This window comes from Modicisalibacter radicis, from assembly GCF_900961225.1.
Classification (GTDB): Bacteria; Pseudomonadota; Gammaproteobacteria; order Pseudomonadales; family Halomonadaceae; genus Modicisalibacter.
This window is the reverse complement of record NZ_CAAHFN010000142.1, coordinates 56,640-82,124: the sequence shown is the minus strand read 5'-3', so window position 1 is coordinate 82,124 and position 25,485 is coordinate 56,640. Positions and strand designations below refer to the sequence as shown.

Annotated in this window: 23 protein-coding genes; 10 read left to right on the top strand and 13 right to left on the bottom strand. The window is 65.0% G+C overall.

Annotation, left to right across the window (positions count from 1 at the left end; genetic code table 11):
* Positions 1-2: 2 nt before the first annotated feature.
* The 3 genes from HR9077_RS21320 to HR9077_RS21310 all read right to left on the bottom strand — a co-directional run bounded on the left by HR9077_RS21320 (position 3) and on the right by HR9077_RS21310 (position 4,173).
* Complete coding sequence (locus tag HR9077_RS21320) at positions 3-815, bottom strand: slipin family protein (RefSeq protein WP_136069308.1); 813 nt, start codon at positions 813-815, stop codon at positions 3-5.
* On the bottom strand, positions 812-2,281 hold the full coding sequence (locus tag HR9077_RS21315) for an NfeD family protein (RefSeq protein WP_136069307.1): 1,470 nt from the start codon (positions 2,279-2,281) through the stop codon (positions 812-814). The genes HR9077_RS21320 and HR9077_RS21315 overlap by 4 nt, the downstream gene beginning before the upstream one ends.
* Before the next feature lie 80 nt (positions 2,282-2,361).
* Entirely contained in the window at positions 2,362-4,173 is a 1,812-nt protein-coding gene (locus HR9077_RS21310; RefSeq protein WP_136069306.1) for a DUF748 domain-containing protein, read from the bottom strand.
* 174 nt (positions 4,174-4,347) lie between these two features.
* Between HR9077_RS21310 and HR9077_RS21305 the strand changes: the two genes are divergently transcribed.
* The 3 genes from HR9077_RS21305 to HR9077_RS21295 are packed head-to-tail and all read left to right on the top strand — an operon-like array spanning position 4,348 to position 7,949.
* Positions 4,348-5,574, top strand: coding sequence for an ABC transporter substrate-binding protein (locus HR9077_RS21305; RefSeq protein ID WP_136069305.1), 1,227 nt, complete (start codon positions 4,348-4,350; stop codon positions 5,572-5,574).
* A gap of 8 nt (positions 5,575-5,582) precedes the next feature.
* A complete protein-coding gene (locus HR9077_RS21300) occupies positions 5,583-7,277 on the top strand; it encodes an ABC transporter permease (protein ID WP_244613412.1) in 1,695 nt (564 codons plus the stop codon).
* Positions 7,278-7,295: 18 nt separating this feature from the next.
* On the top strand, positions 7,296-7,949 hold the full coding sequence (locus tag HR9077_RS21295) for an ATP-binding cassette domain-containing protein (protein WP_136069304.1): 654 nt from the start codon (positions 7,296-7,298) through the stop codon (positions 7,947-7,949).
* A gap of 4 nt (positions 7,950-7,953) precedes the next feature.
* Here the strand turns inward: HR9077_RS21295 and HR9077_RS21290 are convergent, their stop codons facing one another.
* The 6 genes from HR9077_RS21290 to HR9077_RS21265 form a co-directional block, all read right to left on the bottom strand.
* Positions 7,954-9,447, bottom strand: a complete 1,494-nt coding sequence (locus HR9077_RS21290) for a tripartite tricarboxylate transporter permease (protein WP_136069303.1) — start codon at positions 9,445-9,447, stop codon at positions 7,954-7,956.
* A gap of 53 nt (positions 9,448-9,500) precedes the next feature.
* A complete protein-coding gene (locus HR9077_RS21285) occupies positions 9,501-9,986 on the bottom strand; it encodes a tripartite tricarboxylate transporter TctB family protein (protein ID WP_136069302.1) in 486 nt (161 codons plus the stop codon).
* Positions 9,987-10,100: 114 nt separating this feature from the next.
* A complete protein-coding gene (locus HR9077_RS21280; protein WP_136069301.1) occupies positions 10,101-11,072 on the bottom strand; it encodes a Bug family tripartite tricarboxylate transporter substrate binding protein in 972 nt (323 codons plus the stop codon).
* 77 nt (positions 11,073-11,149) lie between these two features.
* The gene (gene otnC, locus HR9077_RS21275; protein WP_136069300.1) at positions 11,150-11,800 is read right to left on the bottom strand and encodes a 3-oxo-tetronate 4-phosphate decarboxylase; all 651 of its coding nucleotides are present in this window, start codon (positions 11,798-11,800) and stop codon (positions 11,150-11,152) included.
* Positions 11,797-13,071 (bottom strand): 3-oxo-tetronate kinase, encoded by a 1,275-nt coding sequence (gene otnK / locus HR9077_RS21270; protein WP_136069299.1) that lies wholly within the window; start codon positions 13,069-13,071, stop codon positions 11,797-11,799. The genes otnC and otnK overlap by 4 nt, the downstream gene beginning before the upstream one ends.
* On the bottom strand, positions 13,068-14,066 hold the full coding sequence (locus HR9077_RS21265; RefSeq protein WP_244613410.1) for a flagellar biosynthesis protein FlgA: 999 nt from the start codon (positions 14,064-14,066) through the stop codon (positions 13,068-13,070). Before HR9077_RS21265 ends, otnK begins: the two co-directional genes overlap by 4 nt.
* Before the next feature lie 671 nt (positions 14,067-14,737).
* On the opposite strand from HR9077_RS21265, the gene HR9077_RS21260 reads away from it, so the two are divergent.
* Positions 14,738-15,493: a GntR family transcriptional regulator gene (locus tag HR9077_RS21260; protein WP_136069297.1), complete on the top strand. Its 756-nt coding sequence runs from the start codon at positions 14,738-14,740 to the stop codon at positions 15,491-15,493.
* A gap of 25 nt (positions 15,494-15,518) precedes the next feature.
* On the opposite strand, the gene HR9077_RS21255 is transcribed toward HR9077_RS21260, so the two are convergent.
* Positions 15,519-16,187, bottom strand: coding sequence for a haloacid dehalogenase type II (locus tag HR9077_RS21255; RefSeq protein WP_136069296.1), 669 nt, complete (start codon positions 16,185-16,187; stop codon positions 15,519-15,521).
* Between the two features lie 247 nt (positions 16,188-16,434).
* Between HR9077_RS21255 and argC the strand changes: the two genes are divergently transcribed.
* From argC to HR9077_RS21225, 6 genes are all read left to right on the top strand, one after another.
* Positions 16,435-17,391 carry an N-acetyl-gamma-glutamyl-phosphate reductase gene (gene argC, locus HR9077_RS21250; protein WP_136069295.1) on the top strand — a complete coding sequence of 319 codons (957 nt, stop codon included), beginning with the start codon at positions 16,435-16,437 and terminating at the stop codon, positions 17,389-17,391.
* Positions 17,392-17,750: 359 nt separating this feature from the next.
* Complete coding sequence (locus tag HR9077_RS21245; RefSeq protein WP_136069294.1) at positions 17,751-18,725, top strand: Bug family tripartite tricarboxylate transporter substrate binding protein; 975 nt, start codon at positions 17,751-17,753, stop codon at positions 18,723-18,725.
* Positions 18,726-18,798: 73 nt separating this feature from the next.
* Positions 18,799-19,290, top strand: a complete 492-nt coding sequence (locus HR9077_RS21240; protein ID WP_136069293.1) for a tripartite tricarboxylate transporter TctB family protein — start codon at positions 18,799-18,801, stop codon at positions 19,288-19,290.
* Positions 19,290-20,777 carry a tripartite tricarboxylate transporter permease gene (locus tag HR9077_RS21235; protein WP_348532942.1) on the top strand — a complete coding sequence of 496 codons (1,488 nt, stop codon included), beginning with the start codon at positions 19,290-19,292 and terminating at the stop codon, positions 20,775-20,777. Before HR9077_RS21240 ends, HR9077_RS21235 begins: the two co-directional genes overlap by 1 nt.
* Positions 20,774-21,466 (top strand): GntR family transcriptional regulator, encoded by a 693-nt coding sequence (locus HR9077_RS21230; RefSeq protein ID WP_136069291.1) that lies wholly within the window; start codon positions 20,774-20,776, stop codon positions 21,464-21,466. Before HR9077_RS21235 ends, HR9077_RS21230 begins: the two co-directional genes overlap by 4 nt.
* Positions 21,447-22,475, top strand: a complete 1,029-nt coding sequence (locus HR9077_RS21225) for a 2-hydroxyacid dehydrogenase (protein ID WP_244613408.1) — start codon at positions 21,447-21,449, stop codon at positions 22,473-22,475. Before HR9077_RS21230 ends, HR9077_RS21225 begins: the two co-directional genes overlap by 20 nt.
* 25 nt (positions 22,476-22,500) lie before the next feature.
* Here the strand turns inward: HR9077_RS21225 and HR9077_RS21220 are convergent, their stop codons facing one another.
* The 3 genes from HR9077_RS21220 to eutB all read right to left on the bottom strand — a co-directional run bounded on the left by HR9077_RS21220 (position 22,501) and on the right by eutB (position 25,333).
* Positions 22,501-23,061 carry a cupin gene (locus HR9077_RS21220; RefSeq protein ID WP_244613407.1) on the bottom strand — a complete coding sequence of 187 codons (561 nt, stop codon included), beginning with the start codon at positions 23,059-23,061 and terminating at the stop codon, positions 22,501-22,503.
* A gap of 44 nt (positions 23,062-23,105) precedes the next feature.
* Entirely contained in the window at positions 23,106-24,110 is a 1,005-nt protein-coding gene (locus HR9077_RS21215; RefSeq protein ID WP_136069290.1) for an ornithine cyclodeaminase family protein, read from the bottom strand.
* Positions 24,111-24,331: 221 nt separating this feature from the next.
* Positions 24,332-25,333 carry a hydroxyectoine utilization dehydratase EutB gene (gene eutB, locus HR9077_RS21210; RefSeq protein ID WP_136069289.1) on the bottom strand — a complete coding sequence of 334 codons (1,002 nt, stop codon included), beginning with the start codon at positions 25,331-25,333 and terminating at the stop codon, positions 24,332-24,334.
* Between the last annotated feature and the right edge of the window lie 152 nt (positions 25,334-25,485).

The following is a 25,485-nucleotide window of genomic DNA, read 5'->3' as shown; positions in this document are numbered from 1 at the left end:
GCTCAGCCGCCGGCCGGTGGCGTCTGCGGCGACGCTGCCGGATCGTCGCTCGGCCGCGGCGCGGCGTGCTCGCCACGCATCGCGCGGAACGCCTCCATCACGTCCAGCGGCAGCGGGAAGACGATGGTCGAGGCGTTCTTGGCGCTCATGTCGCTCATCGTCTGCAGGTAGCGCAGTTGCAGCGCCGCCGGGTTGCCCGACATCACGTTGGCCGCCTCGAGCAGCTTCTGCGAGGCCTGCAGTTCGCCCTCGGCGTGGATCACCTTGGCGCGCCGCTCGCGCTCGGCCTCGGCCTGGCGGGCGATGGCGCGGATCATGCTCTCGTCGAGGTCGACGTGCTTGATCTCCACATTGACGACCTTGATCCCCCAGCTCTCGGTCTGGACGTCGAGGATCTCCTGGATATCGTCGTTGAGCCGGTCGCGCTCGGAGAGCATCTCGTCGAGATCGTGCTTGCCGAGCACCGAGCGCAGCGTGGTCTGGGCCAGCTGGCTGGTGGCGGTGGCGAAGTGCTCGACCTGGATGATCGCCCGCTCGGGATCGACGACGCGAAAGTACAGCACCGCGTTGACGCGCACGGTGACGTTGTCCTGGGAGATCACGTCCTGCTCGGGCACGTCGAGGGTGATCAACCGCAGGTCGACCACCTGCATCTTCTGGATCACCGGGATGATCAGGAACAGTCCCGGCCCCTTGACTGCCTGGAAACGCCCGAGGAAGAACACCACCCCGCGCTTGTACTCGGGGAGGATGCGAATCGAGGCGGCGATCAGCAGGATCAGCAGCACGATCGGTACGAGATAGTAAAGCATCATGTCGGACCTCCGGGGGTCGGCCGTGATTGAGCTTGTGACGCGGGTGCATCGGGCTCGGGGGCGACCTCGGCGGTCAGGCCGTCGAGGGCCGTGACGCGCAACCGCTGGCCGGCACGCGCCGGTTGCTCGCTGCGCGCGCGCCAGCGTTCGCCGCGCAACCGCACGTGGCCCTGCGCGGACTCGCCGAACTCGCCAGGGACGAAGTCATCCAGCGCGGTGGCTTCGGCACCGATCAGTTCGCGCTGCCCGGCGCGCGGAGTACGTCGGCGCAGATGCATGAAGCGCAGCATAACCCAGAGCATGAAACCCGAGGCGACCAGTGCCACCCCGCCGATCAGCGGCAGCGACACGGCCAGGTTGCGATCGTCCATGAGCATCACCGAGCCCGCCACGAAGGCGACGATGCCGCCGATCCCCAGCACTCCGAAGCTGGGGACCATCGCCTCGCCGACGATCAGTGCCAGGCCCAGCAGGATCAGGCCCAGCCCGGCGTAGTTGATCGGCAGCACCTGGAAGGCGAACAGCGCCAGCAGCAGGCTGATGCCGCCGACCACGCCGGGCACCAGCATGCCGGGATTGATCAGTTCGAAGACCAGGCCGTAGAAGCCCACGATCATCAGCAGGTAGGCGACGTTGGGATCGCTGATCACGCTCAGCAGTTCGGTGCGCCAGTCGGGATCGAAGCGTTCCAGGGCCAGCCCGGCGGTTTCCAGGGTGCGCGTGCCGTCGGCCATGACCACCTCGCGGCCATCGATGCGCTCCAGCAACTCGGGGACGTCGCGGGCGACGACCTCGATGACGTTGTTTTCGACCGCCTCGCGGGCGGTCAGGTTGACGGCGTCGCGTACCGCGCGCTCGGCCCATTCGGCATTGCGGCCATGGCGCTCGGCGAGGCTGCGGATATAAGCCACCGCATCCTCGAGCACCTTGCGCTGCATGGCGGTGTCGCCGCGCCGCGGACTTTCGTCATCGGCTTGTTCGGCGTCATCTCCGCCTTCCTGTCCTCGATCGGCCCCCGCTTCGGGCTGTTCGCCGCCGATACGCACCGGCGTCGCCGAACCCAGGTGAGTGGCCGGCGCCATCGCCGCGACATGGCTGGCGTACAGCAGGTAGGTGCCGGCACTGGCGGCGCGGGCGCCATCCGGGGCGACATATACGACCACCGGCACCGGGGATGCGAGCATCGCGCCGATCATGTCGCGCATCGCCACGGCCAGTCCGCCGGGGGTATCGAGGCGCAGCACCACCAGCGCCGCTCCGTCGTTCTCGGCCTTTTCCAGGCCGCGCTGAAAATAATCGCTGGTCGCCGGGCCGACACTGCCGTGCAGCGTCAGCACCAGCGCATGACGCTGGGTCTGTGACGACTGCTGGGCATTCGCCGCCCAGGCCAGCAGCGTTGCACATACCAGGCAGGCCAGCCACAACACTCGCCGCTGACGGCTGGAATATGGATCTCGTGGCAACATGGGTCCCCCGCGCGAGCGAATGGCGCTGTGTTCAGACTAGCCCAGCCCGGCCGCCATCGGCCAACCGCCCCGCCGCAGGATCACTGGCGGGTGCGCGCCCGCTCGTAGAGCGCCGCCGGACCGTCCTCGTCGCTGTCCGTGGCCTCGGCATCGCTCCGGGCACCGCTCGTCTGGCCCGTGCCGCTGTCATTGTCGGCGTCCGAACCGTCTTCGCCGTCGCCCCCGGCCACCTCGGAAAGCGTCTCCAGCGGCGATGAAACCAGATTCTCGAGCGCCTCGCGGATCGCCTGGCCGGCGACACTGCCGAAATCCACCGAGCCGGGATTGTCCAGCGGGAGACGCATGGGGATGTCGAGCTCGATGACCCCATCGTCGCTCTTCAGCACGCCCACCAGCGTCTTGAGCGGCAGATCGGTGGCCGAGGCGTCGACCTCTTCACCGAGCTGGAGCTGGCGCAGGACGAGATGGTTCCGGGCCTGCAGCCGCCCCTGCTCGAGGCGGTAATCGAGGTCCAGCGTCGCCTGGCCCTGCTCGATCGCATAGCCGCCGAACGCACGCAGGTAGGGCGCGAAGGTTCCCAGTTGGAGACGCTCGAAGTGCAGGTTCAGATTGCCCTGCATCGCCTTGCCCAGCGGATCGAAGGCGCCCTCGATGCGCAGCGGCGAACCGTCGGCGACCCGCCCTTCCAGCGACAGCCGGCCGTCGCCCTCCCGGGCGGAACTGATCTGTCGCCACTCGCCGGTCAAGGCAGAGAAATCGAGCTCGAACGGGCGCGGCAGGTGCCGGTCGCTGAATGCCACGGCGCCCTGCTCGACGGCCAGGGTGTCGATTGCATAGCGCATGCCGCCACCCTCTGAGCCAGCATTCGATGACTGCGGCGGCCGCCAGGCGTCGAGATTGGTGTCGAGCCCCTCGTCGATGACCACCTTGAGCCAGGGCGCTTCGAGCGTCACCCGTTCGGCGGTCAGCCGGGGCTGGGCACTGACGAACGTCAATCCCTCCACGGCGAAGCGCTCGGCGCGGGCGATGGGATCGTCGCTTTCGGGATCGCGCATCTCGAGCCCGGCGACCTGTCCCCGGCCTCTGACCCGCGTGCCGGCATCGCTGGCCCGGCCCGCGCGCAGGCGAATCCGGGCGTCCAGGGTACCCGCCGCCGGCTGCGCGCGGACGACGTGGGCCAGGTAGCCCGACAGCGTGGTCAACGCCACCTGCTCGGCGGTCAGATCGACATCCACCGTCCACGGCGAGAACCCCATCTCGCCTTCGCCTTCCAGGGTGCCGCCGTTCCAGTCCGCCTCGCCGCGCAAGCCAAAGGGCCGCTGCGCGGTGTTGTCGTAGCCGCGGGCCTCGAGGTCCAGATTCTCCAGGGTCAGCGTCAGTGGCTCGTCGGGGCGGCGATTGATCCAGTCCAGCCGGCCGTCGCTGACATTGAGCCGGGCAACGCGCAGCGGCATCGTCTCGCCGCCGCCACCCTCATCGCCGCCGAGCAACCGGGCCAGGTTCCATTCGCCCCCGGAGTGCCAGATCATCTGCAGCCGCGGCGCCTCGAGGTCGACCCGCTCGAAGCGCCAGCCCGGCGCGAACAGCGAATGCCAATCGAGGATCGCCACCACCCGGCGACCGGCGAACACCGCGGTATCGTCCTGGCCGGCAATGCTCAGCCCCTCCAGGGTTAGCCGTGAGCGCCACGGCGTGATGGCGACGTCGTCGATGGTCACCTGGCGGCCGGTCCGCTCGGCCAGCGTCCGACTGAGACGCTGATCGACATACGCCGGCAGCGCCCAAAGCCAGGCGACCAGCAACAGCAGCGTCAGCGCCGCCAGGACGACCAGCGCAATACCGGCGCGACGCTTGCGCGCCGGTCGCGCGGCACGGCGATGGGAATGCGACATGCGAGACTTCCGTTGTACCTGAATCGTGTATGGACCTTCACCAGCGTGGCATCGCCAGCGCAGACCCGCCAATCGCGGGCCGGGCTGGCGGCAACGACGGCTTGTCGTTAAGGTCGCTGGTGAGCGCGGCGGGCCCCGCCGTGGCACACCGAACAACCTGCGGGAGATGCGTCGATGAGACTCCGAGCGCTTTGCGACGGCTGGCTGGGCCGACTGTGCATCGCCACCTTGCTTGCGATCAGCGGGCCGGCCATGGCCTACCAGCTCGACGACTGGCAGTCGGTTCTCGCCGAGGCGCGGGGGCAGCACGTCTACTTCAACGCCTGGGGCGGCGATCCGGCGATCAACGGCTATATCGACTGGGTGGCCGAGCGCATGGCCGCCGAGCATGGCGTCACGCTCACCCACGTCAAGCTCGGCGACACAGCCGAGGCGGTATCACGGGTCCTCGCCGAGAAGGCCGCCGGCAACACCGACGACGGCGCGATCGACCTGATCTGGATCAACGGCGAGAACTTCGCCGCCATGAAGGAAAACGCGCTGCTCTACGGCCCCTGGGCGGAGCGTCTGCCCCGCTTCGCGCTGACCCGACCGGAAGCCAATCCCGAGGTGCGCGAGGACTTCACGCTGCCCACCGAAGGGCTCGAAGCGCCCTGGGGCAAGGCCCAGTTGACCTTCTACTACGACAGCGCCCGGGTCGACGAACCGCCGCGCAGCATCCCCGCGCTGCTCGACTGGGCGCGCACCCACCCCGGGCGCTTCACCTATCCGCTGGTACCGGACTTTCTCGGTTCGAGCTTTCTCAAGCAGGCGCTGCTCGGACTGGTCGACGACCGCGAGCCGCTCTACCACCCGGTCGACGATGCCGACTTCGCTGCCATCAGCGCGCCGCTGTGGCAATACCTGGACGCCCTGCACCCCTACCTGTGGCGCGAGGGCGAGCACTTCCCGACGAGCGGCGCCGCACTACGCCAGTTGATGGGCGACGGCGAACTCAGTCTGGCGTTTACCTTCACCCCCTCCGAGCCCGCCGTCGCGGTGGCCAACTATCAGCTCCCGCCGACCACGCGCAGCTACGTGCTCGATGGCGGCACGCTGGGCAACGTGCACTTCGTCGCCATCCCCTTCAATGCCAGCCATAAAGCCGGCGCACTGGTGCTGGCCAACTTCCTGCTCTCCCCCGAGGCGCAGGCCCGGAAACGCGATCCCGACGGCTGGGGTGACGCCAGCGTGCTGGCCATGGAGGCATTGAGCGAGCACCAGCGCGCCGCCTTCGAGGATGCCGGCGACAATCCCGCCAGCCTGCCCGCCGGGGCGCTGGGCAATACCCTGGCCGAGCCGCATCCGAGCTGGATGGAGCGACTCGAACGGGCCTGGCAGGCGCGCTACGGCGCGCAATGAGGCCTGCATTGCACGTCGCCCTGGTACGCACCGCACCCTGGCTGGCGATTGCCCTGCTCGGTCTGCCGGTCGCCGCCGGGCTGGCCGGGGTGATCGCTCCGGCCTTCGGCTGGCTGCCGGCGCTGGGCGGCCATGCCCCGACGCTCGAGCACTGGCGGTCGCTCGGCGAGCAGCCCGGACTCCTCGCGATGATCGCCCTGAGCTACACCAGCGGGCTGGCCAGCGCCGCGCTGGCACTGGCGATCGTCGCGCTGTTCCTCGGCGTCTTCCTGCACAGTCGCTGGTTCGGCCTCGTCCAGCGCCTGCTCTCGCCGCTTCTCGCCGTGCCCCACGCCGCGGCGGCGATCGGCCTGGCCTTTCTGCTGTCGCCGTCGGGACTGGCCAGCCGGCTGGTCTCGCCCTGGCCCAGCGGCTGGCAATACCCGCCGGATTACCTGTTTCCGGGCGACCCGTACGGTCTGGCACTGGTCCTCGGCCTGACCCTCAAGGAAGTGCCCTTCCTGCTGCTGATGAGCCTCGCCGCGCTGCCTCAGTGCCAGGCCAGCGAACGGTTGCGCGTCGCCCGGGCGCTCGGCTATCGCCCCCTGGCGGGCTTTTTGAAGGCGGTGATGCCGGGGCTCTACCCGCTGCTGCGGCTACCGATCTATGCGGTGATCGCCTTCGCCAGTTCGGTCGTCGACGTGGCGCTGATCCTCGGCCCGAACACCCCGCCGCCACTTGCCGTGGCGGTGATGCGCTGGCTCAGCGACCCGGACCTGACGACGCGCTTCATGGCCTCGGCCGCGGCATTGCTGCAGTTCGCCGTCACCCTCGCGGCGCTGGCCAGCTGGTGGCTGCTCGAGCGCCTTGTCGCCACCACGCTGCGCGACTGGCCGAGCGACGGCCGTCGGCGATTCGCCGAACGCCTCGGCACGGCACTGGGTGGCGGGCTGATCGCCTTGACGCTGCTGCTGATACTGGCCAGCCTCGGCGGCCTGGTGCTGTGGTCGCTGGCCGCTTACTGGCCGTTCCCCCAGGCCTGGCCGCACCCCCTGACCGCGGGCAATTGGCTGCGCGGGGCCAGTGGTTTCATCGACCCGCTGGTTCAGGCGGCACTGATCGCCGGCGCCGCGACGCTCATCGCCCTGGTGCTGGTGGTCGGCGCCCTGGAGGCCGAGACGTTTCGCCGTCGGCCGCCGGGGACCGGCGTGCAATGGCTGCTCTACCTGCCGCTGCTGGTGCCGCCGGTGGCGTTCCTGTTCGGGCTGGTGTCGTTGCAGACCCAGGCCGGTCTGACGCCGGGCCCGATGGCGGTGATCGGCGGCCATGCGATCTTCGTGCTGCCTTACGTATTCCTGTCGCTGGCCGAAAGCTACCGGCGCCTCGATCCGCGCTGGACGCAGCTTGCCCGCAGCCTCGGCGCCTCGCCGGCCGGCGTCTTCTGGCGGGTGCGCCTGCCGCTGTTGACCACGCCGCTGCTGACCGCTGCGGCGGTGGGTGTCGCGGTCAGTATCGGCCAGTATCTTCCGACGCTGCTGCTCGGCGCCGGGCGCGTCAGCACCATCACCACCGAGGCGGTGGCCCTGGCTAGCGGCGGCGACCGGCGGCTGACGGCGGTCTACGCGCTGCTTCAGCTATTGCTGCCGGCGCTGGGTTTCGCCCTGGCGCTGGGCCTGCCAAGGCTGCTGTTCCGCCGTCGCGCCGGCTTGCTGAGCCGTTCTTGAATCCATCACGAGACCGCCATGACCCCATCCGATTCGCTGACCCTCGAGTCCATTCGCATCGCCCGCGGCAGCACGCCGCTGCTGGCCCTCGATAGCGTCGTCGCGCCCGGCGAGATCGTCACCGTGATGGGCCCCTCGGGGGTCGGCAAGTCGACTCTTCTGGCGTATATCGCCGGCTTCCTGCCGGCGGCCTTCAGCGCCAGCGGCTCGGTGCGCCTGGGCGATCGCGAACTCAACGCGCTGCCCGCCGAGACACGCCACGTCGGCCTGCTCTTCCAGGATCCATTGCTGTTTCCGCATCTATCGGTGGCCGGCAACCTGGGCTTCGGCATGCGCGCCGGCGGCAGCCGCCGCCAACGGCGCCGGCGGATCGACGCCGCCCTCGACGAAGTCGGCCTGGGCGGGCATGCCGAACGCGACCCGGCGACCCTGTCGGGGGGCCAGAAGGCGCGTGTTGCGCTGCTGCGGGTGCTGCTCTCGCGCCCTCGGGCAATGCTGCTCGACGAGCCGTTCTCCAAGCTCGACACGGCGCTGCGCGACGACCTGCGCCGACTGGTATTCGCCCGGGTCCGCGAGCGCAACCTGCCGACGCTGATGGTCACCCACGATGCCGCCGATGCCGAAGCCGCCGGCGGGCGAGTAATCGAGCTGGCGTTGCCGCCGGCCGGCTAGTGTCTCAACTGGCGGCATTGGCGCCTCGGCGATAACGCTTCACCAGTGGCATGACAATGGCCAAGGTGACGACCACGATGGCGACGGCCAGCAAACTGGCGCTGATCGGTCGAGTGAAGAAGATCGATGGGTCGCCCTGAGACATCGCCAGGGAACGCCGCAACTCGCTTTCCGCGATCGGGCCCAACACGACGCCCAGAATGATCGCTACCAGGGGAAAGCGGATTTTCTCGAGGAAGAACCCCGCCACACCGAAGCCCAGCATGAGCCACACGTCGAACATCGAATTCTGCACGGAATAGGTTCCCACCACGCAACAGATGAGGATGATCGGGCCAAGCGCCGCATAGGGCACGTTGAGCACACGCGAGAGCACGGCCACAAAGGGTTTGGCGAAGGCGAGTATCATCACGTTGACCAACAGCAGGCCCACGAAAACGGCGTAGATCAACTCGCCGTTGCCACTCATGAACGCTGGCCCGGGCTGCAGGCCGTGCATGATGAAGGCGCCGAGAATGATCGCCGTGGTCCCGCTTCCGGGAATGCCCAGGGCAAACAGCGGCACCAACGCCCCCATGGCCGCTGCGTTGTTGGCCGATTCCGGAGCGGCAACGCCCTCCGGCTCCCCATGGCCAAAGCGTTCAGGGTGCTTGGACCAGCGTACCGCTTCACTATAACTGACCATGGCCGCGGTACTGGCGCCGATCCCGGGCAGGATGCCTATCCCCACGCCCAGAATCGACGAGCGCGCCAGCGTCGCGCGGATCTTCTTGAGGATGGCCCCGTCGAAGATGCGGATCCTGACCTTCTTGACCGTCTGATGGGGCGCATTGCCCTGGGCTCGCTTCAAGACTTCGGAGATCGCGAACAGCCCCACGATGATAGGAATCAGATTGATGCCGCTTGCCAGATTGAGATTGCCGAAGGTATAACGCAGCGTGCCGGTTACCGGGTCGATACCCACCGAGGCGATGAACAGTCCGATCATGGCCCCGATCAAGCCCAGCAGTACGCTCCCTCCCAGCGAAGCCACGACGGTCAGTCCCAGCACCGCCAGAGCGAAGAACTCCGGCGAGGAGAATTGCAGAGCGACCGAGGCCAGCATCGGCGTGAACACGATCAGCGCGATCGTTCCCACCATTCCGCCCACCGCCGAACTCAGGATGCCGATCCCCAGGGCCTTGCCAGCCTCGCCTCGCTGAGTCATGGGGTAACCATCGAAGGACGTCATCACCGCTTCCGGGGTGCCCGGCGCGCGGTAGAGAATCGCCGTGATCAGGCCGGAAAAGACCGTCGATGCATAGATTGCGGTCAACAGCATGAAGGCCGTGGTCGGCTCCATGCCATAGGTCACCGGCAGCAGGATCACCACCAGGATCACGCCACTGATGCCAGGCAGTGCACCGCCGATGAAACCGATGAAGACCGCGGACAGCAGTATCAGAAAGTTCATGGGCTGCAGCACCACAGCCAGCCCATGTAGAAGGCTATCGATCATTTTCTCGCCTCACGGGTGAATCGTACGAACGCAGCGCCTCAGGTCGCCATACCTCATGGCAGCGGAATGTTGAGCAGTGCATCGAATACCACCGCCACCATCAGGGCGCCGGCGAATGTCGTCAGGACGATGCTGCGCAACTGCCTGGCCCCCAGCACCCAGGTCGCGAGCAGGGTGAAAAACACCGTCGCCGGCAGAAAACCTATCGCCTCCATGCCCACGGTGTAAGCGATCACCAGCGCCAGAAGCAGCCAGTGTCGATAGGCCTCGAGCGCGCGCCACCGGCCTGGCTGCTCGGCCGCGGTATTCGAGGTGGACGGGGCGGACTCTGCGTCCACGTCTTCGCTGGCCTTGCGTCGCGTCTGGATCAGCAGCAGGACCGAGAACACCAGCATCAGGACCAGTACCATCAGCGGCCACAAGCGTGGGCCGATCAGCGTCGATACTTCATCGGAGCCCGGCAACTGCCAGGTCAAGGCCAGGAAGAAGCCCGCCGTTACCATGACGCAACCGATGAATACATAAAGAGGCTTTCTCATGCGAGTCGCCCATCCTTCGAGAATGATGGCTCAGACGGGCCTGGACCCAACGGGCAAGACCGGCGATGCCGGTCTTGCCCGGTTCGGCAGTGACTCCGTCACGTGCCGGCTCGGTCACTGGCCGTTCTGCTGGTTCAGCAACCTCTTGTACTGCTCGAGATCTTCCTCGAGTGCCTGACGGTAGGCCTCGCTCCCCATCCAACCGTCGCGATAATCCAGGTGAACGCGGCTGACGTAGTCCTGGTACTTGTCAGACTGGTAGACCTCGTGGAGCGCGCTCTCGATCGCCGCGACCGTCTGCTCGGGCGTCTCGGCGTCGACGAACACGCCGCGCTCGTTGCCGTCGGTCAGGTCCCAGCCGTGCTCGACGGTGGTGGGAATCTCCGGGAAGCCCTCGAGGCGCTCTTCGGCGAAGACCAGGATGGGCTTCATCTTGCCCGAATCCATGTAGCCGATGATCGAGCTGATCTCGCCGAACATGCCGTCGATATTGCCGCTCAGCACGTTGGATGAGACGCTGCCCTCCTGGTCATAGGGAATGAAGCTCATATCGAGTCCCGAGGCCTCCTGAAAATTCAGGAACGCCATCTTGTCCGGGCTCGCCGCCGCGGTGCCGCCGATGACCACATCGCCGGGATTTTCCTCGGCATGCTTCATGAAGGCATCGAAATCCTCGTATTTTTCCGGATTGACGATCAGCGTCATGACATCCGATTGCATGCGGGCCACCGGCGTGAGTTGATCGAGCCCGGTTGGATTCTGCCCGGCCGCCAGCGAGGTGATGTAGGTCGACGAGGCAAAATCCAGCGTCTGCCCATCGGGCTCGCTATTGGCCGTGCGCTGGTGGGCGATGGCTCCCGATGCGGTCGGCAAGTTGATGACCATCACCGTGGTATCCAGATTCTTCTCGAGCATCGGCTGAACGGTACGGGCGAAGTTGTCCGTGCCGCCGCCGGCCCCCGCCGCTACCAGGATCTTGATATTGCCGTCGGGATAATCCGCCTGAGAGCTGGCCATGACGGCGCTGCTGCCCGTGGCGAGCAGTACGGCACTGCCGATGGCGACGAGATTGTACTTGTTGAACATGAGACTGGCCTCCCATCGAAGGATGCGCGGCGCGCTCCTTCCTGTTATCGAATGACAAAGGGTTCGAAGCTTGTGAACTAGGTTCCCCGAAGGGATCGGAACTGCGCTTTGAGTTCGCTCACCTCCTTCTCGTCGAGTCGTCGTGGATTGCGATCGTGCATCAGGTACTCCAACTTGGCGGCCTCCTCGAGTTCCTCGATGGAAAAGACCGCGTCCTTGAGGCTCCTTCCTGCAACCAGCGGCCCGTGATTGCCGATGACGATGCCCGAGTAGCGTGCCGCGAGCCGCTCGATCTCGGGCTCAAGGCTGTCGTCTCCGGGACGGTGATAGGGCACGCCAGCCACCGCTCCCACGCGCATCACGACATAGGGCGTCATCGGCTCGAGCATGTCTTCAGGGTCGCGATCCCCCAGGCAGGACAGGCAGACGCTATAGGTGGAGTGCAGATGCGCGACGGCCTGGTTCGCAGGGTTTCCGCGGTACATCGCGCGATGAAGGAAGACCTCCTTGGTCGGCTTGTCGCCATCGAGCCAGTTTCCTTCGCCGTCCAGCCGCGATAGCCGCGCCGGATCCAAAAAGCCCAGCGAGGCATTGGTCGGCGTGCACAGAATGTGTCCATCGGCGGTGCGCACCGACAGGTTGCCCGAAGAACCGGGCGTCAGGCCGCGCTCGAATAGCGAACGTCCGAAGCGCGTTATTGCCTCGCGAAGTTGCGTCTCGGTCGTCATGAGAGAGTCTCCAGCGCCTTGGCGAAAAAGTTTTCATCACCGAAGTTTCCCGACTTGAGGGTCAGGGCCAGCGCTTCACCGTCGCGCTCGGCGAAGGTCCAGGGCACCCCGGGGGCGATCTCGCGCGCCACTCGCAATTGCGATACGCCCAGCGCCTGCGCCACCGCGCCGGAGCTTTCACCCCCGGCCACGACGAAGCGCCTGACGCCGCGGCGGTAAGCGTGATCGGCCAGCGCGGCCAGTGCGGCCTCGACCAGCATTCCGGCACGCTCGCCCCCCAGCGCCGCCTGCGCCCGCGCCACCGACTCGGGATCGGCGCTGGCGTAGATAAGCGGGCAGGCATCGTAGTGATCGTCGAGCCACTGGCGCGCCGCATCGAGCGCCTCGTCTCCTTCGGCGAGTGCCATCGGTTCGAGCCGATAGCTCGGGCCATGCGCCTGGTAAGCCGCCACCTGACGCCGGGTCATGGCCGAGCAGCTACCACTCAGCAGCAACGTATGGCTGCCCGTCTCGGGTATACGCTCGCGCGCGTCACCCATGGAAGGACCCTCGGCAAACAGATGGCGCGGGAGCTCGGCAGCCAGCGCACTGCCCCCCGTCAGCAACGTTTCATGCCCGAGCATGTCACCCAATGCGGCGAGATCGTCGCCGTCGATGGCATCGGCGATCACGTGACGCACGTTTCGCGCTGCCAGTTCGTCGAGCCTGCTGGATACGGCATCGCCACTCTCACGGAGCGTCTCGATGTCCAACAGACCGACCTCACCGTTCACCTGCGGGCGCAGCAACCGGGTCAGGTCGGCGTCTCGCATCGGCGTCAGCGGGTGATCGCGCATGGGGCTCTCGTCGAGTGGCTGGCCGTTGACGAACAGGTTGCCGAAGTAGCAAGTGCGCCCGTTCTCGGGGAATGCCGGGCAATAGATCACCCACCGGCTATCCTGCCGCTCGGCAAGGGCCTCGGCGACCGGGCCGATGTTGCCCTCGGCAGTCGAGTCGAAGGTCGAGCAGTACTTCCAGTAAAGTTGCTCGGCGCCCGCGCCAAGCAGCCAATCGGCCGCCGCCAGCACCTCATCCACGGCCTGCCGCGGGGGCAGGTTTCGGCACTTGAGCGCGATCACCTCGATGCCCGATGAAGCCGGGGTCGCGGCCTCAGGCGTGCCCAGGCGCAGCGTCACCGGCACGCCCGAACGGGCCAGCAGGCTGGCGACATCGGTCGCTCCAGTGAAATCGTCGGCGACACATCCCAGACGTAGCGTCGGTGTGGCGGTCATGACACCTCCGAGAAGAATCGCTGGTCCTGGCGTCTGCGGAGCCGCAGCAACATCGAGTCGGGCACTTCCTCGAGGGCCGCGAAGGGAATCGTTTCACCGGCGGCGACGGCGCGCTTGAGACGCGCTTCCGGCAGCAGGTAGAAAGGGGCGGCGGCTTCTCCGACGAGCGGTCCAGCGGGGTGGGTTTCGGGACGCAGGCCATCGATGATCCGATGGTGCCCGGTCATCTCGAAGCGATGTCCGGCCGGCAGATCGCGGGTGGCACGCGCCACCAGGTCGATCCGCGGTTGCGTCATCTCGCCACCGCCGGACGGCAGACCGTTGAGTACAGCGTCGAGCAGCGAGATGGGGGCTTCCAGGCCGAGCAAATGGCGTGGCAGGTAAACCATCGCACTGGCGCCACTGCGACTGATGACATGGCCCTTGTCGCGCAGCAGATCCCAGGTGGCTTCGTCCTCGCAGCGCAGCACCACGAACACACCACCTGCGAAACTGACCTCGTCGGCGGTTCTCAGGCAATTGAAGACCTCGACTCGCCCGCTGCCCCGCAGCACCCCACCGTGCTCGGCGACATCCAGGACCGTGGGCACCTCGGGAATGCGCAGCACCGTGGCATGGAATTCGGGGCGATCGGGCAATAGCCCGGTGGCATTGGCCACATTGGCCATTTCGCAGAGATCCGGCACCGAAATCGGCGGGATCATTCGGGTCGCCTCGGCGCGTGCCGCAATAGTTGGCGCCACCGAGTCAGCCGGCAGCGCCCACGCGGAGGCCAGCTCGGGTATCGAATGGGCTTCGCGGTTGCAGACGAGCTCCTCACGCTCGGGGTTCCAGACGAAGTCGTATTCACTGCTCTTGCCCGCCACCACGATCTCGAAGCCCAGGGTCCGGGCCCAGCTCACCAGCCCGATCAACAGGCTCGGCTGGTCGCCGTCGAGAGGCGTGAAGATCAATCCCTCGTCGATTGCCAGATGGGTCAAGTAGGGACCTACCACCGACTCGGTCTCCTTGGTGGCGATCCCGACATGCTTGCCGGCGCACAAGGCAGCGTATGAATGTTGGGCACCCACCTCTGGTATACCAGTTGCCTCGACAAGCACATCGAACGGCAACTCGAGTACCGTGGACAATTCACCGGCAGCAATGAAGCAGCCTCTGTCCCACGCCGTGCGAGCCGTGGCCGGATCGTCGCACTCAGCGATATGGGCCGAACCGACGCCTGCCCGCTCGAGTGCCCGGCGTGCGCTCGAGGTATCCACATCTATCGCTATGCGTGCTGAAAGCGCTTTCATATTAAGGGCTTGCCGTATCACCCCAGTGCCGAAATCACCGGCGCCGGCGACGCAGGCCTCGACGATTCTTTGACCTTCAAAGTGTTTCAGGAAATTCATTCGCTCGTCGCTTTCCAGGCGGCGGCTCGCAGGCTGCGCTGCCGCGTTGTGAGGAATCGTGCTCACCACACCGGGGAGCCTCTCGTGTCATCACGAGACTAGTGGTATACCATTTATGGCAGCAAGGAAATCCCCTTATACGATGGTATAACCACCCCGTCGGAGGCTCTTAAGCCACTAAAAAACAGGGAAAAATATAACTCAGGAAGGAACGGAAGGATTGGAGGGGACTGGTATGGTATGCCATATTGACGGTAAATCTCAGGCAACTTGCTATGACTTCACTCGACGACATCGTGCAGACGCCGCGCCCCGGATTGGTGGCCAAAGTGGCCAGTTATCTTCGTGAACATATCGTGATGGACCATTTCCAGCCGGGGCAACGCTTGCCCGAACGTACGCTGGCCGAGGAATTGCAGGTATCGCGGACGCCTCTACGCGAGGCACTGAAGATTCTCGCTGCCGAAGGTCTGGTCGAGATACTGCCCAATCGCGGTGCGGTGGTAGCGGACGTCAGCCCCTCGGACATGCAGGAAAAAGCCTATGTGCTGAGCGTGCTCGAACAAGCGGCTGCCGAACTGGCTTGCGCGCGGGCCACCGATCGTGACATTGCCGAATTCCAGGCACTGCACTACGAAATGAAGGCCGCCTTCATCCGCGGCGACCGGCAGAATTACTTTCGTATCAACCAGGAGATTCACAACCGGATCGTGGCGCTCTCGGGCAACGCCTCTTTGATAGAGATGCACGGCTACCTCTGCCGTCAGCTCTATCGGGTCCGCTATCTTTCCAACGAGAAGAGCGAGAAGTGGACGACCGCCATGGCCGAGCACGAAGCGATCATGGCGGCTCTCGAGGCCAGGGACGCCACGCGTATGGGCGAGGAGCTGCGCAACCACCTCGGCAAGACATGGTTCAAGTACGCCGCCGATCATCGCGCCACGGAGACCGAGGCCTCTCCCCGGCCGGCGCGGGCGACCGAAGCGACAAACACCACGCTTCGGTCGGACTCATCCGGTGACGAAGCGTGAGCGCGACAGATATACGTCCGGCTGGCTAGCCCAGCCGCTCGGCCAGCTCGCCGAGATCGGCGACGGTCATGTCGGGCTCGCCGCCCCAGGGGTCGAACGGTGCCTCGGCGCTGCGGCGCACCCACACGGCACGCAGGCCGGCGTGCTTGGCGCCGATGACGTCGAAGGGGTTGCTGGAGATCAGCCAGGTCTCGTGGGCGTCGGCCTCGAGGCGTTGATGCAGGTGCGCGTAGACCGCCGGATCCGGCTTGAAGCGCTTGAGTTCCTCGACGCTGACGATGTCGTCGAAATGGTCGAGCACCCCGGCCTGACCGAGCAGCTGGCTGACCGCCTGGCGGCTGCCGTTGGAAAACGCCACCCGCTGCATCCTGAGCCGGCCCAACCGCTCCAGCGCCGGCGCGACGTCGGGAAACGCCGGCAGCTCGCTGTAAGTGGCCATCAGCCGTTCCTTGTCGGTGTCGGATAGCCGTGTGCCCAGCGCACGATCGACGAATTCCAGGGCGTCGCCGGTGCATTGCGAGAAATCGGCGAAGGCGCCCATCAGGCCACGCCGGAAGGAGTATTCGAGCTGTTTTTCGCGCCAGCGCTGCGAGAACTCGCCGGCACGCTCGCCGATCCGCCGGCTCAGCTCCTCGACCACGCCGTGGGTGTCGATCAAGGTGCCGTAGACATCGAAGGCAAGTGCGCGTTTCATGGCATCCGTCCCAGTCGCATCGGTCGATTCCGTCTTCCAGACTGGCTGCTTTGCCGGGCTTCGGCAAGCCGGCTGGCCGCCGCTATGGCCGAGCGATCGCGGATGAACCAGCCCGGGCGACAATGCCTGACGGCGCAAGCCCCGCCGGTATTGACGCGTTCGTGCCGGGGATATGACAAGTGACGGGTAAACCGCGCACAATAGCGGCCTGACGCATTCGATAGCCGCTGTTAGCGAGAGATACCCGATGGCATTCAAAGTGTATGTGGACGGACAGGAAGGCACCACCGGCCTGCGCCTGCTCGACTATCTCGAGGCGCGCGACGACCTCGAGCTGCTGCGCATCGACCCCGCCAAGCGCAAGGACAGCACCGAGCGCGGCCGCCTGCTCAACGCCGCCGATGTCGCTTTCCTGTGTCTGCCGGACGCTGCCTCGCGCGAAGCGGTCGCGCTGCTGGATAACCCCGACACCTGCCTGATCGATGCGAGCACCGCGTTTCGCATCGCCGACGGCTGGACCTACGGCCTGCCGGAACTGGCCCCCGGCCAGCGCGAGCGCATCCGTCAGAGCAAGCGCATCGCCAACCCCGGCTGTCACGCCAGTGCCTTCATCATGCTGGTGCGTCCGCTGATCGATGCCGGGCTGCTGCCCGCCGACTATCCCGTTTCGGCGTTCTCGCTGACCGGCTACAGCGGCGGTGGCAAGACGCTGATCCAGGAGTACCAGGCCGCCGAAGCCGGCCGCCTGAGCGCACCGCGCCCCTACGCCATGAACATGACCCACAAGCACTTGCCGGAAATGCGCGTGCATGGCGGGCTCGAACTGACGCCGGTGTTCAACCCGGTGGTCGGGCCGTTCCTCAAGGGCCTGGCGGTGACCGTGCCGCTGCATGTCAGCCGGCTCGCGCCGGGCGCCAGCGGCGCGGCGCTTCGCAAGGCGTATCTCGAACACTACGCCGGCGAGCGCTTCGTCAACGTCATGCCGTTGCAGGACGAGGACAGCCTCGATCACGGATTCTTCGACGTCCAGGGCGCCAACGACACCAACCGCGTCGACCTGTTCGTCTATGGCGGCGAGGAGCAACTCGCGCTGGTCGCCCGGCTCGACAACCTCGGCAAGGGCGCCGCCGGCGCCGCGGTGCAGAGCATGAACATCCATCTGGGGCTCGACGAAGCCAGCGGCCTCGCGACACGGTCCGACTGATCAACCACCCAGCCGGCCAGGGTAATCGTCTCTTCGTGCAGCTCCGAGCCCCTCCAGTCGCCGCTTAAGCGGCGACATATCGCAGCGCCCTTCCGTTCAGCGTCTCTTCGGCAAGCGTCATCCTTTCCAATGCTGACGGCACCCGCTCTGCACCCGACAGGTGCGAATCCTAGCCGCCTTAATGACGCCTGACGCGCCTTGAGACTAAAAAGTTAATTGCATCAGTGACGTAACTGAATTGCTAATTCGCAGGCCTCATCCTCAACCAACGCCTTAAGACTAAAGTTCAAGCCATATTGCTTTGACATAGCAGGGCCAAAAAGCTGTCATACATCGTGATATATCACAGGAGATCAGCTATGCGAAAAGTAATTAACCTAGCCGCCTCGGCGCTGTTGGTTACCGGCCTCGTTCCCAGCATCGCCGAGGCACAGTGGCCAGAAAGACCAGTTAATATCGTGGTGCCTTCCGGTGCCGGTGGGGGGACCGACCAGACGGGGCGCATGCTGGCGGAACACCTGCAGGAACGTTTTGGCCAGCCCTTCAATGTGATCAACCAGGGCCAGGGGGGCGGTGTGGTCGGCATTTCTTCGATCAAAAATGCCGCCCCTGATGGCTATACCTTGGGGATTCTCTATAACTTCGCCCACTATGCTCCCATGGGGCAGGCCGAAATCGACGCCGCGGACTTTACTCCCCTTGCGCAATTCAACTTCGATCCGGCCGGTTTTCAGGTGCGCGAAGATAGTCCCTGGGAAGACATTCACCAGGCGTTGGAAGCCATCAAGCAATCTCCAGGGGATTATGTGATCGCCTGCGGCGGTGGCTGTGGCGGTTCCTGGCCGATGGCCGTTGCAACGATGATGGACAGCTACGGTGTCGACGTATCGAAGGTTCGTTTCGTCTCGGGCAAGGGAGCTGCCGCCGCCTTGCAGGATCTCGCCGCTGGCGGTGTGGACGTGGTCCCCTCTTCACTTCCGGAAGCCGCGCCCTTGATTCAGGCAGGACGCATCAAGGCACTGGTAGTGATGGGCGAAGACCGCCTGGAAACATTCCCCGAGGTTCCCACTTTAAACGAAGCGACCGATATGGATCTCCAACTCGGAGCCTGGCGTGGCCTGGTGGCACCCAAAGGGCTGCCTGACGATATTGCCGAACGCCTTGAAAACGCCATGCAGGAGATCGTCCATGATGACCAGTGGCGTCAGCAGATGACCGACCGTGGTTTCGGCATTCAGTGGCGCAACGCCGAGGCGTTCAGCGATTTCATAGCTGACGAGCAGAGTTCGGTACGCAAGCTCATCGACACGATCGGATTGGTGAAAAACGACTGACCCTCACCTCAATTCGCCGGCGACACCACTCGGTGTCGTCGTGATCTAGACGCCCGTACCTGGAGTCACTGCTGTGAAATTCGACGACAGTATCAACGGCCTTTTGATTATCTGCCTCGGCGGTGCAGTCATTTTCCTGGCTCAGCAATTACCGACCCTGCAATTCATCGATTACGGACCGGGTTTCATGCCCACCCTGATCGGTATTTTGCTCGTTATCTGCGGGCTGTCCGTATTGGCAAAAAGGATAGCTCTCAACGAAGGCAAGGTGTCTACGTGGCTGCGCATCGATAGCGACCAAAGTTTGTCGAGAGCGCTACTTCCAATCGGCTTCGTCATCATCGCTATCCTTTTCTATATCTTCACGGTCAATGTGCTCGGGTTTCTAATTACGATGCCGGTGACTCTCTTCTCATTGCTGTTTTATTTCAACCGCCGACCTGGACGGGATATTGCCATCGCCGTCATTGGTAGCGTTGCCTTCCACAGTTTTTTCTATCAGTTAATGTCGGTGCAGTTGCCGTGGGGATTGCTGACACCGTTCGCGGGGGTTCTGACATGGTAATGGATGCACTGGCGTTACTACTCACACCCACGACACTGGGAGTCATGCTGGCTTGTGCCCTATATGGGCTAGTGATCGGCGCCATTCCGGGTTTCTCCGCCGCCATGGCGGTCGCCTTGATGGTTCCGGTCAGTTACTTTCTGGATCCTGTACCCGCCCTGGCGGGCGTCGTAACGCTGTGTGCTATGGGAATCTTCTCGGGTGATATTCCCGGTGCGCTACTACGCATTCCTGGCACACCGGCTTCCGCCGCCTACGTTGATGAATCCTACCGCATGACTCAGCAAGGCCAGGCAGGTCTCGCCCTGGGGACCGGCCTAATCTGCTCGTCGCTGGGTGGGATATTCGGCAGTATTGTGCTGATTTTTGCCGCGCCCTCGCTAGGCAATCTGGCCCTTCAGTTCAGTTCGATAGAGTATTTTTGGCTGGCTTGCCTGGGCCTGACGGCGGCAATCGCGGTCTCTCACGGCTCACCGGCCAAGGGACTGGTTTCTCTGAGTCTTGGACTGCTAATAGCCATGGTGGGGCTCGACCCGGTATCGGGGCAGCCGCGTTTCACTTTCGGCACCGAATACCTCTCCGGCGGACTAGGCTTCATCCCGGTGCTGATCGGCCTGTTCGCCCTATCCGAGGTGTTTCGGTTTGCCCTGTCACCCGGGAACGGCAAGCCGCCATCGGTGGGCAAATTACACGGCCTTTTCAGAGGAGTGCTGACAGAAGTCAAGCGCATGGGCTTCCAGATCCTACAGGGCTGCGGGATAGGGACCCTGATCGGAGCCATTCCCGGCGCCGGGGCCGACATTGCATCCTACATCGCTTATGCAAGCACCAAGAAACAATCTCGGCACCCGGAAAAATTCGGCACTGGAATTGTAGATGGTGTGGCCTCGGCCAGTGCCGCCAATAATGCGTCGATCGGGGGCGCCTTGGTCCCGGCCACGGTGTTCGGCATTCCCGGTGACAGCTTGACTGCAGTCATCATCGGCGTGCTCTACATGAAGGGGCTCAACCCCGGCCCTACCGTTTTCCTGACTCAAGGCGAACTGATCACCGCGGTCTTTCTCGCTTTTCTGATGGCCAATATCCTGATCGTGCCGTTCGGCTACCTGGCGATCAGGGTGTTTAGACATATCCTGGCCGTGCCACGCACGATACTGATGCCGCTGATCGTCGCGGCCTGCATCATCGGCTCTTTCGCCGTAGAAAATACCGTCTTTGCCGTCATGACGATGCTGTGTGCCGGCATACTCGGCTTTTTCATGGAGGAGAACGGCTTCCCGCTTGCCCCAGCGATCCTCGGTGTCGTGTTGGCCCCTGTCGTCGAAGACAACTTTTTGAACACACTGGTTAAATCAAATGGCGATTTGTTGATCTTCTTCAGTCGCCCCATCGCCCTGGGATTGGCGATCATTACCATTGCCATCTGGCTGGTTCCTCCTCTGATAGCGCTCCTGCGCCGCTCTGCAAGTAAAGTGAGATCGACATGAACGTATCTTACGGCTCCGCATCATCGCTTTTCTCGCGCGCCGAGGAGGCCTACACGCTCATCGAGGAGATGATCGTCACCCTAGAGCTGGCACCCGGACAGACCCTGACAGAACAGACTCTCTGTGATCGACTCGACATGGGGCGAACGCCGATTCGGGAAGCCTTGCTGCGGCTGAAGCAGGACTACCTGCTAAGCGTCCTGCCCAGGCAAGGCATTTTAATCCGGCCCATCGATACGACCACGGCATTGGAAGCCCTGGATGTTCGCCAGCATGTAGAAGGATTGCTCATCAAGCGCGCAGCGCAGTTGGCCAGCGACAGCCAACGACAGGAATTCCTGCATATGGCAAGCCAGGCCGAAAAGGCCTTGGAAAGTGCCGACAACGTCGGGTTTTCAAAGATAGACAAACGTTTCAACGAACGCGTCTGCGAAGCGGCCAGACATACCGTCGCCGCCAAGACCATCATGCCGCTGCATGCCGTATCACGCCGCATCGGCTTTTTCCTGTCCCAGTTCGCCGATCAGGGGCTGGCCGACACGGGCCGACCTCATGTGGATATCATGCGTGCCATCGCAGCCACCGATGTTGATACCGCGATCGCCGTCCTGGAGGTTCTGCATCGTCGCACGCGTGAACAGACCCTCGCCATCGAGCGGAAAGGCCTGCTTGATCGAGCAAGTACCTGATCGCTACAGCGGCCCCAACGATCCCGAATACCACTCATTCAGAAGGATGGAATTTCCCGATATGACTCGACCCGACACGATCCTGATCGGTCCTTATTCTCCACGACAGCGTGAGCGGCTGGAGTCCCGCTTCGTAACGCGCTTGGTCGACACCCCGCAGCAGTTGACGAGCCTTGCCAGCGACGAGCGGGACGCCTGCCAAGCCGTTGCCTACCACGGTCATTCGCCATTCGGCGCCGCCGAAATGGATGCCCTGCCCAACCTTCGCTTGATCGCCAACTTCGGTGTCGGCTACGACGATATCGACATCGAGGCAGCCAAGGGCCGCGACATTACCGTGACCAATACGCCGGATGTGCTCAACGATGACGTCGCTGACTTGGCGGTCGGCATGTACCTAGCTCTCAAACGACGTCTCATTGACGGTGACCGCTGGGTTCGTAGCGGCGACTGGACACGCCGGGGCGCGTTTCCGCTCAATGCACATGCCAGTGGTCTACGTGTCGGGATTCTGGGAATGGGGCGCATCGGCAAGGAAATTGCCGATCGCATGGCAGCATTCAAGACCACGCTACATTACCAATCGCGCCAGCCCAAGCAGGTACCCGCCGACTGGATCTATCACGCCGAGGCGATCGAGCTGGCACGCCATGTCGATGTCCTGTTCATTACGGTGGTCGGTGGCGAGGAAACACGCCATTTGGTATCCGCAGAGATTCTCGATGCGATGCCCGACGAAGCCATCGTGGTCAATGTCTCAAGGGGCACGGTCATCGACGAGGAAGCCTTGATCGCACGATTGCAGGACAAGCGCCTGGCAGGTGCGGCGCTCGACGTATTCGCAAACGAACCCGACGTCGATCTCCGTCTGTGCGACCAGGAGAACGTCTTGCTGCAGCCGCACCAAGGCTCGGGCACCGTGCATACCCGCGAAGCCATGGGCGATCTACAGTATGCCAACCTTCTCGCCTTCGCCGAAGGCCGCGAGCTGCCGACGCCAGTCAATTAGTCCGCATAGCTCATGGCGACACAACTCAACGCCACAGCGACAGCAGCTCGCCCCCCACCGGGTCGTCGGCGGGCAGCTCGACCCGGGCGACACGCGCCTGGGCGGCGGCCAGCTGGGCGGGGTCGCCGCGCTCCACCTCCCAGACCTGGCCCGGCGGGTAGGCGCCGACCATCTCGAAGTCGCCGCTGGCCTGCAGGCAGGCATGTCCGGTGCCCGCCGGCAGGACCAGCACGTCGCCCGCGGCGATGTCGAGCTCGTCGCCCTGGGGCCCGCCCAGGCGAATGTGCGCGTCGCCGCTGAACACCCCCAGCGCCTCATGGGCGGTGGAGTGGAAGTGGTCGAAATCGTAGAGCCCGTAGCGCCACTGCGGCGGCCAGCGATGACGCGCGAACAGCGTCTCGAAGGCCGTCGCCAGTTCCTCCCCCGAGCCGGCAAGCAGCCGGCGGTAGACCAGCACCGGCAACGGCGAGTTGGGAAAACCGCCGCGCGCCTCGAAACGCAGCGTCCGCGGCGCGGGAACCTGGCTTTCGCCGCCGGCCTGCGCGGTCGGCGTGGCCGCGAACGGCGGCTTGGCGGAATGTCGCATCGAAACCTCCTGCGCGATGAGACGATGGCTTAACCGGGTTCGATTCAGCTCAGCCGCGCGAGCGCGAAGCTGGCGATCGCGGTGTCCTGCACGCCGGTGCCGGTCAGATCGCAGACGGTGATGCTGGCGGCCGAGACCCGCAGCCGCTGGTTCTCGGCGATGACCCGGCCCAGCTCATAGACCTTGAACGGCGGCTTTCCATCCGCCCCGAAGCCGGCCGAACCACCACCGGAACCGGAACCGGGCGCAGCGCTTGCAGGCCGGCGGGCGAACGCCTTGAGCTCGCCGTTGGTCTCGCTCTGGGCGCGGGTGTCGCAGACGAAGGCGTCGGCGCGGATCATCACCTCCTCGTCGAGTTCGCGCTTGTCGGGACTGTCCGAGCCCATGGCGGTGACGTGCACGCCGTCGGGCAGGTCCTGGGCGGTCAGGATCGGCTCGCGGGACGGGGTCGCGGTGACGATGATGTCGGCCTGCTCGCAGGCCTCGCGTACCGTGGCGTGAACGTTGACGGAGAGCCCCAGGCCGCGCACGCGTTCGGCATAGGCCTCGGCCGACTCGCGGCTGCGCGCCCAGACGTCGACGGTATCGATGTCGCGGACCAGTTGCAGCGCGCGCACCTGCAGCTCGGCCTGCTCGCCGGCACCCAGCACCGCCACCCGCCGACTCTCCTCGCGGGACAGGTGCTTGCTGGCGAGGGCTCCGGCCAGGGCGGTGCGCACCGCGGTCAGGTAGCCCTCGTCGAACAGTACCGCGTCGACCAGCCCGGTCTTGGCGGAGAACACCATCATCAGCCCGTTGAGGCTCGGCAGGCCGATCTTGGGGTTGTCGAAGAACCCCGGGCTGACCTTGATCGCAAAGCGTTCGCCGCCGCGGATGTGCGCGGTCTTGACGTCCACCTCGCCGTTGGATTCCTCGATGGCCATGGAGAGGATCGGCGGCTGCACGACGTCGCCGCGACCGAGTGCCGCGAAGGCGCCTTCCACGGCTTCCAGGGCCGCCGCGTCGATGGTGACCGCCGACTCGATGGCGTCGCGTTGATAGAGCTGCATGGGCAGAGGCCCTCTGTCCTAAAGAAATCAAAGTGAAACGCTGAACAAAATTGCCGAGCGAACTAGGCGTCCCCGAGCGAAGCGCTAGGCGCACGGAGCACAGGAACCCGAGCCTATGGGGTATAGGTGAGGATTCCGGCCGGGCTGGCGTACCAGCACCGCGCAACGCAGCGATTTGCCCGCGCAGGCATTTTGTGCGGTGTTTCCCAAGCGCAGCAAGATTAGTCGGTTTTGGCAAGCACCCGGGCACGATCGAAGGTCTCGAGTGCCACGCCGTTGCCCGAGACGACCAGCGCCACGCGCTGACCACGGATGTCGATGGCATGCTCGTCCAGCGCCGCCAGGCCCACCGCCGCCGCGCCCTCGACGAGCATCTTCTCGTCGTCGAGCAGCGCGACCATGGCGCGGGCGATGGCCGCCTCGCCGACATGGAAATGATCGTCCATCACCTCGCTCACCAGCGCGAAGGTACAGCGGTTGTCGAGCCCGATGCCGCCGCCCAGCGAATCGCCCAGGCTCTCGACCTCCTCGACCTCCATGGGCCGGCCGGCCCGCAGGCTCTGCCACATGGCGTCGCCCTGGGCGAGACTGATCCCGGTAACCCGGGTGGCCGGACGGATCGCCTTGAGCGCCGCACCGATGCCGCCCAGCAGACCGCCACCGGAGAGCCCGACGAATACCCGGTCGAGATCCGGCTGATCCTCGAGTAGCTCGACGCCGATGGTGCCCTGGCCGCTGGCGATCAACGGGTCGTCGAACGGCGGAATCAGCGTCATGCCCTGCTCGTCGACCAGCCGCGCGACCTCGCCGAACGCCTCGTCCTGGCTGTTGCCGACGCGCCGCACCTCGGCCCCCAGCGCCTCGATGGCGCGCGCCTTGTTGTCGGGTACCAGCCGCGACAGGCAGATCACCGCCGGCACGCCGAGATTCGACGCTGCCAGCGCCACCGCGCGTCCGTGGTTGCCGGTCGACGCCGTGGTCACGCCGCGCGCCAGGGCATCCGGCCCCCGCTCCTGCATCAGCGTGCGGATCATGTGGGTCGCCCCGCGCAGCTTGAAGGCGCCGCTCGGCTGGTGGTTCTCCAGCTTGAGGAACACCTCGGCGTCGAAACGCCGCGACAGCGCCTGGGAGCGAATCAGCGGCGTGCGCGCGACCTGGCCGACGAGGTTGGCGCGCGCCCGGTAGATCGAGGCCAGCGTCACGCCATGGCTGGGTTGGGTCATGAGGATCAGCCTTTGCAGTTATTCGCGAATGAATTCACTCCCACGAAAACCAGGCCACATGGCAGCGGTCCTGGTGGGAGGGACTTCAGTCCCGATGATTTCAGAGGTCCTTGATCGCGAATGAATTCGCTCCCACGAAAACCAAGCCAAGT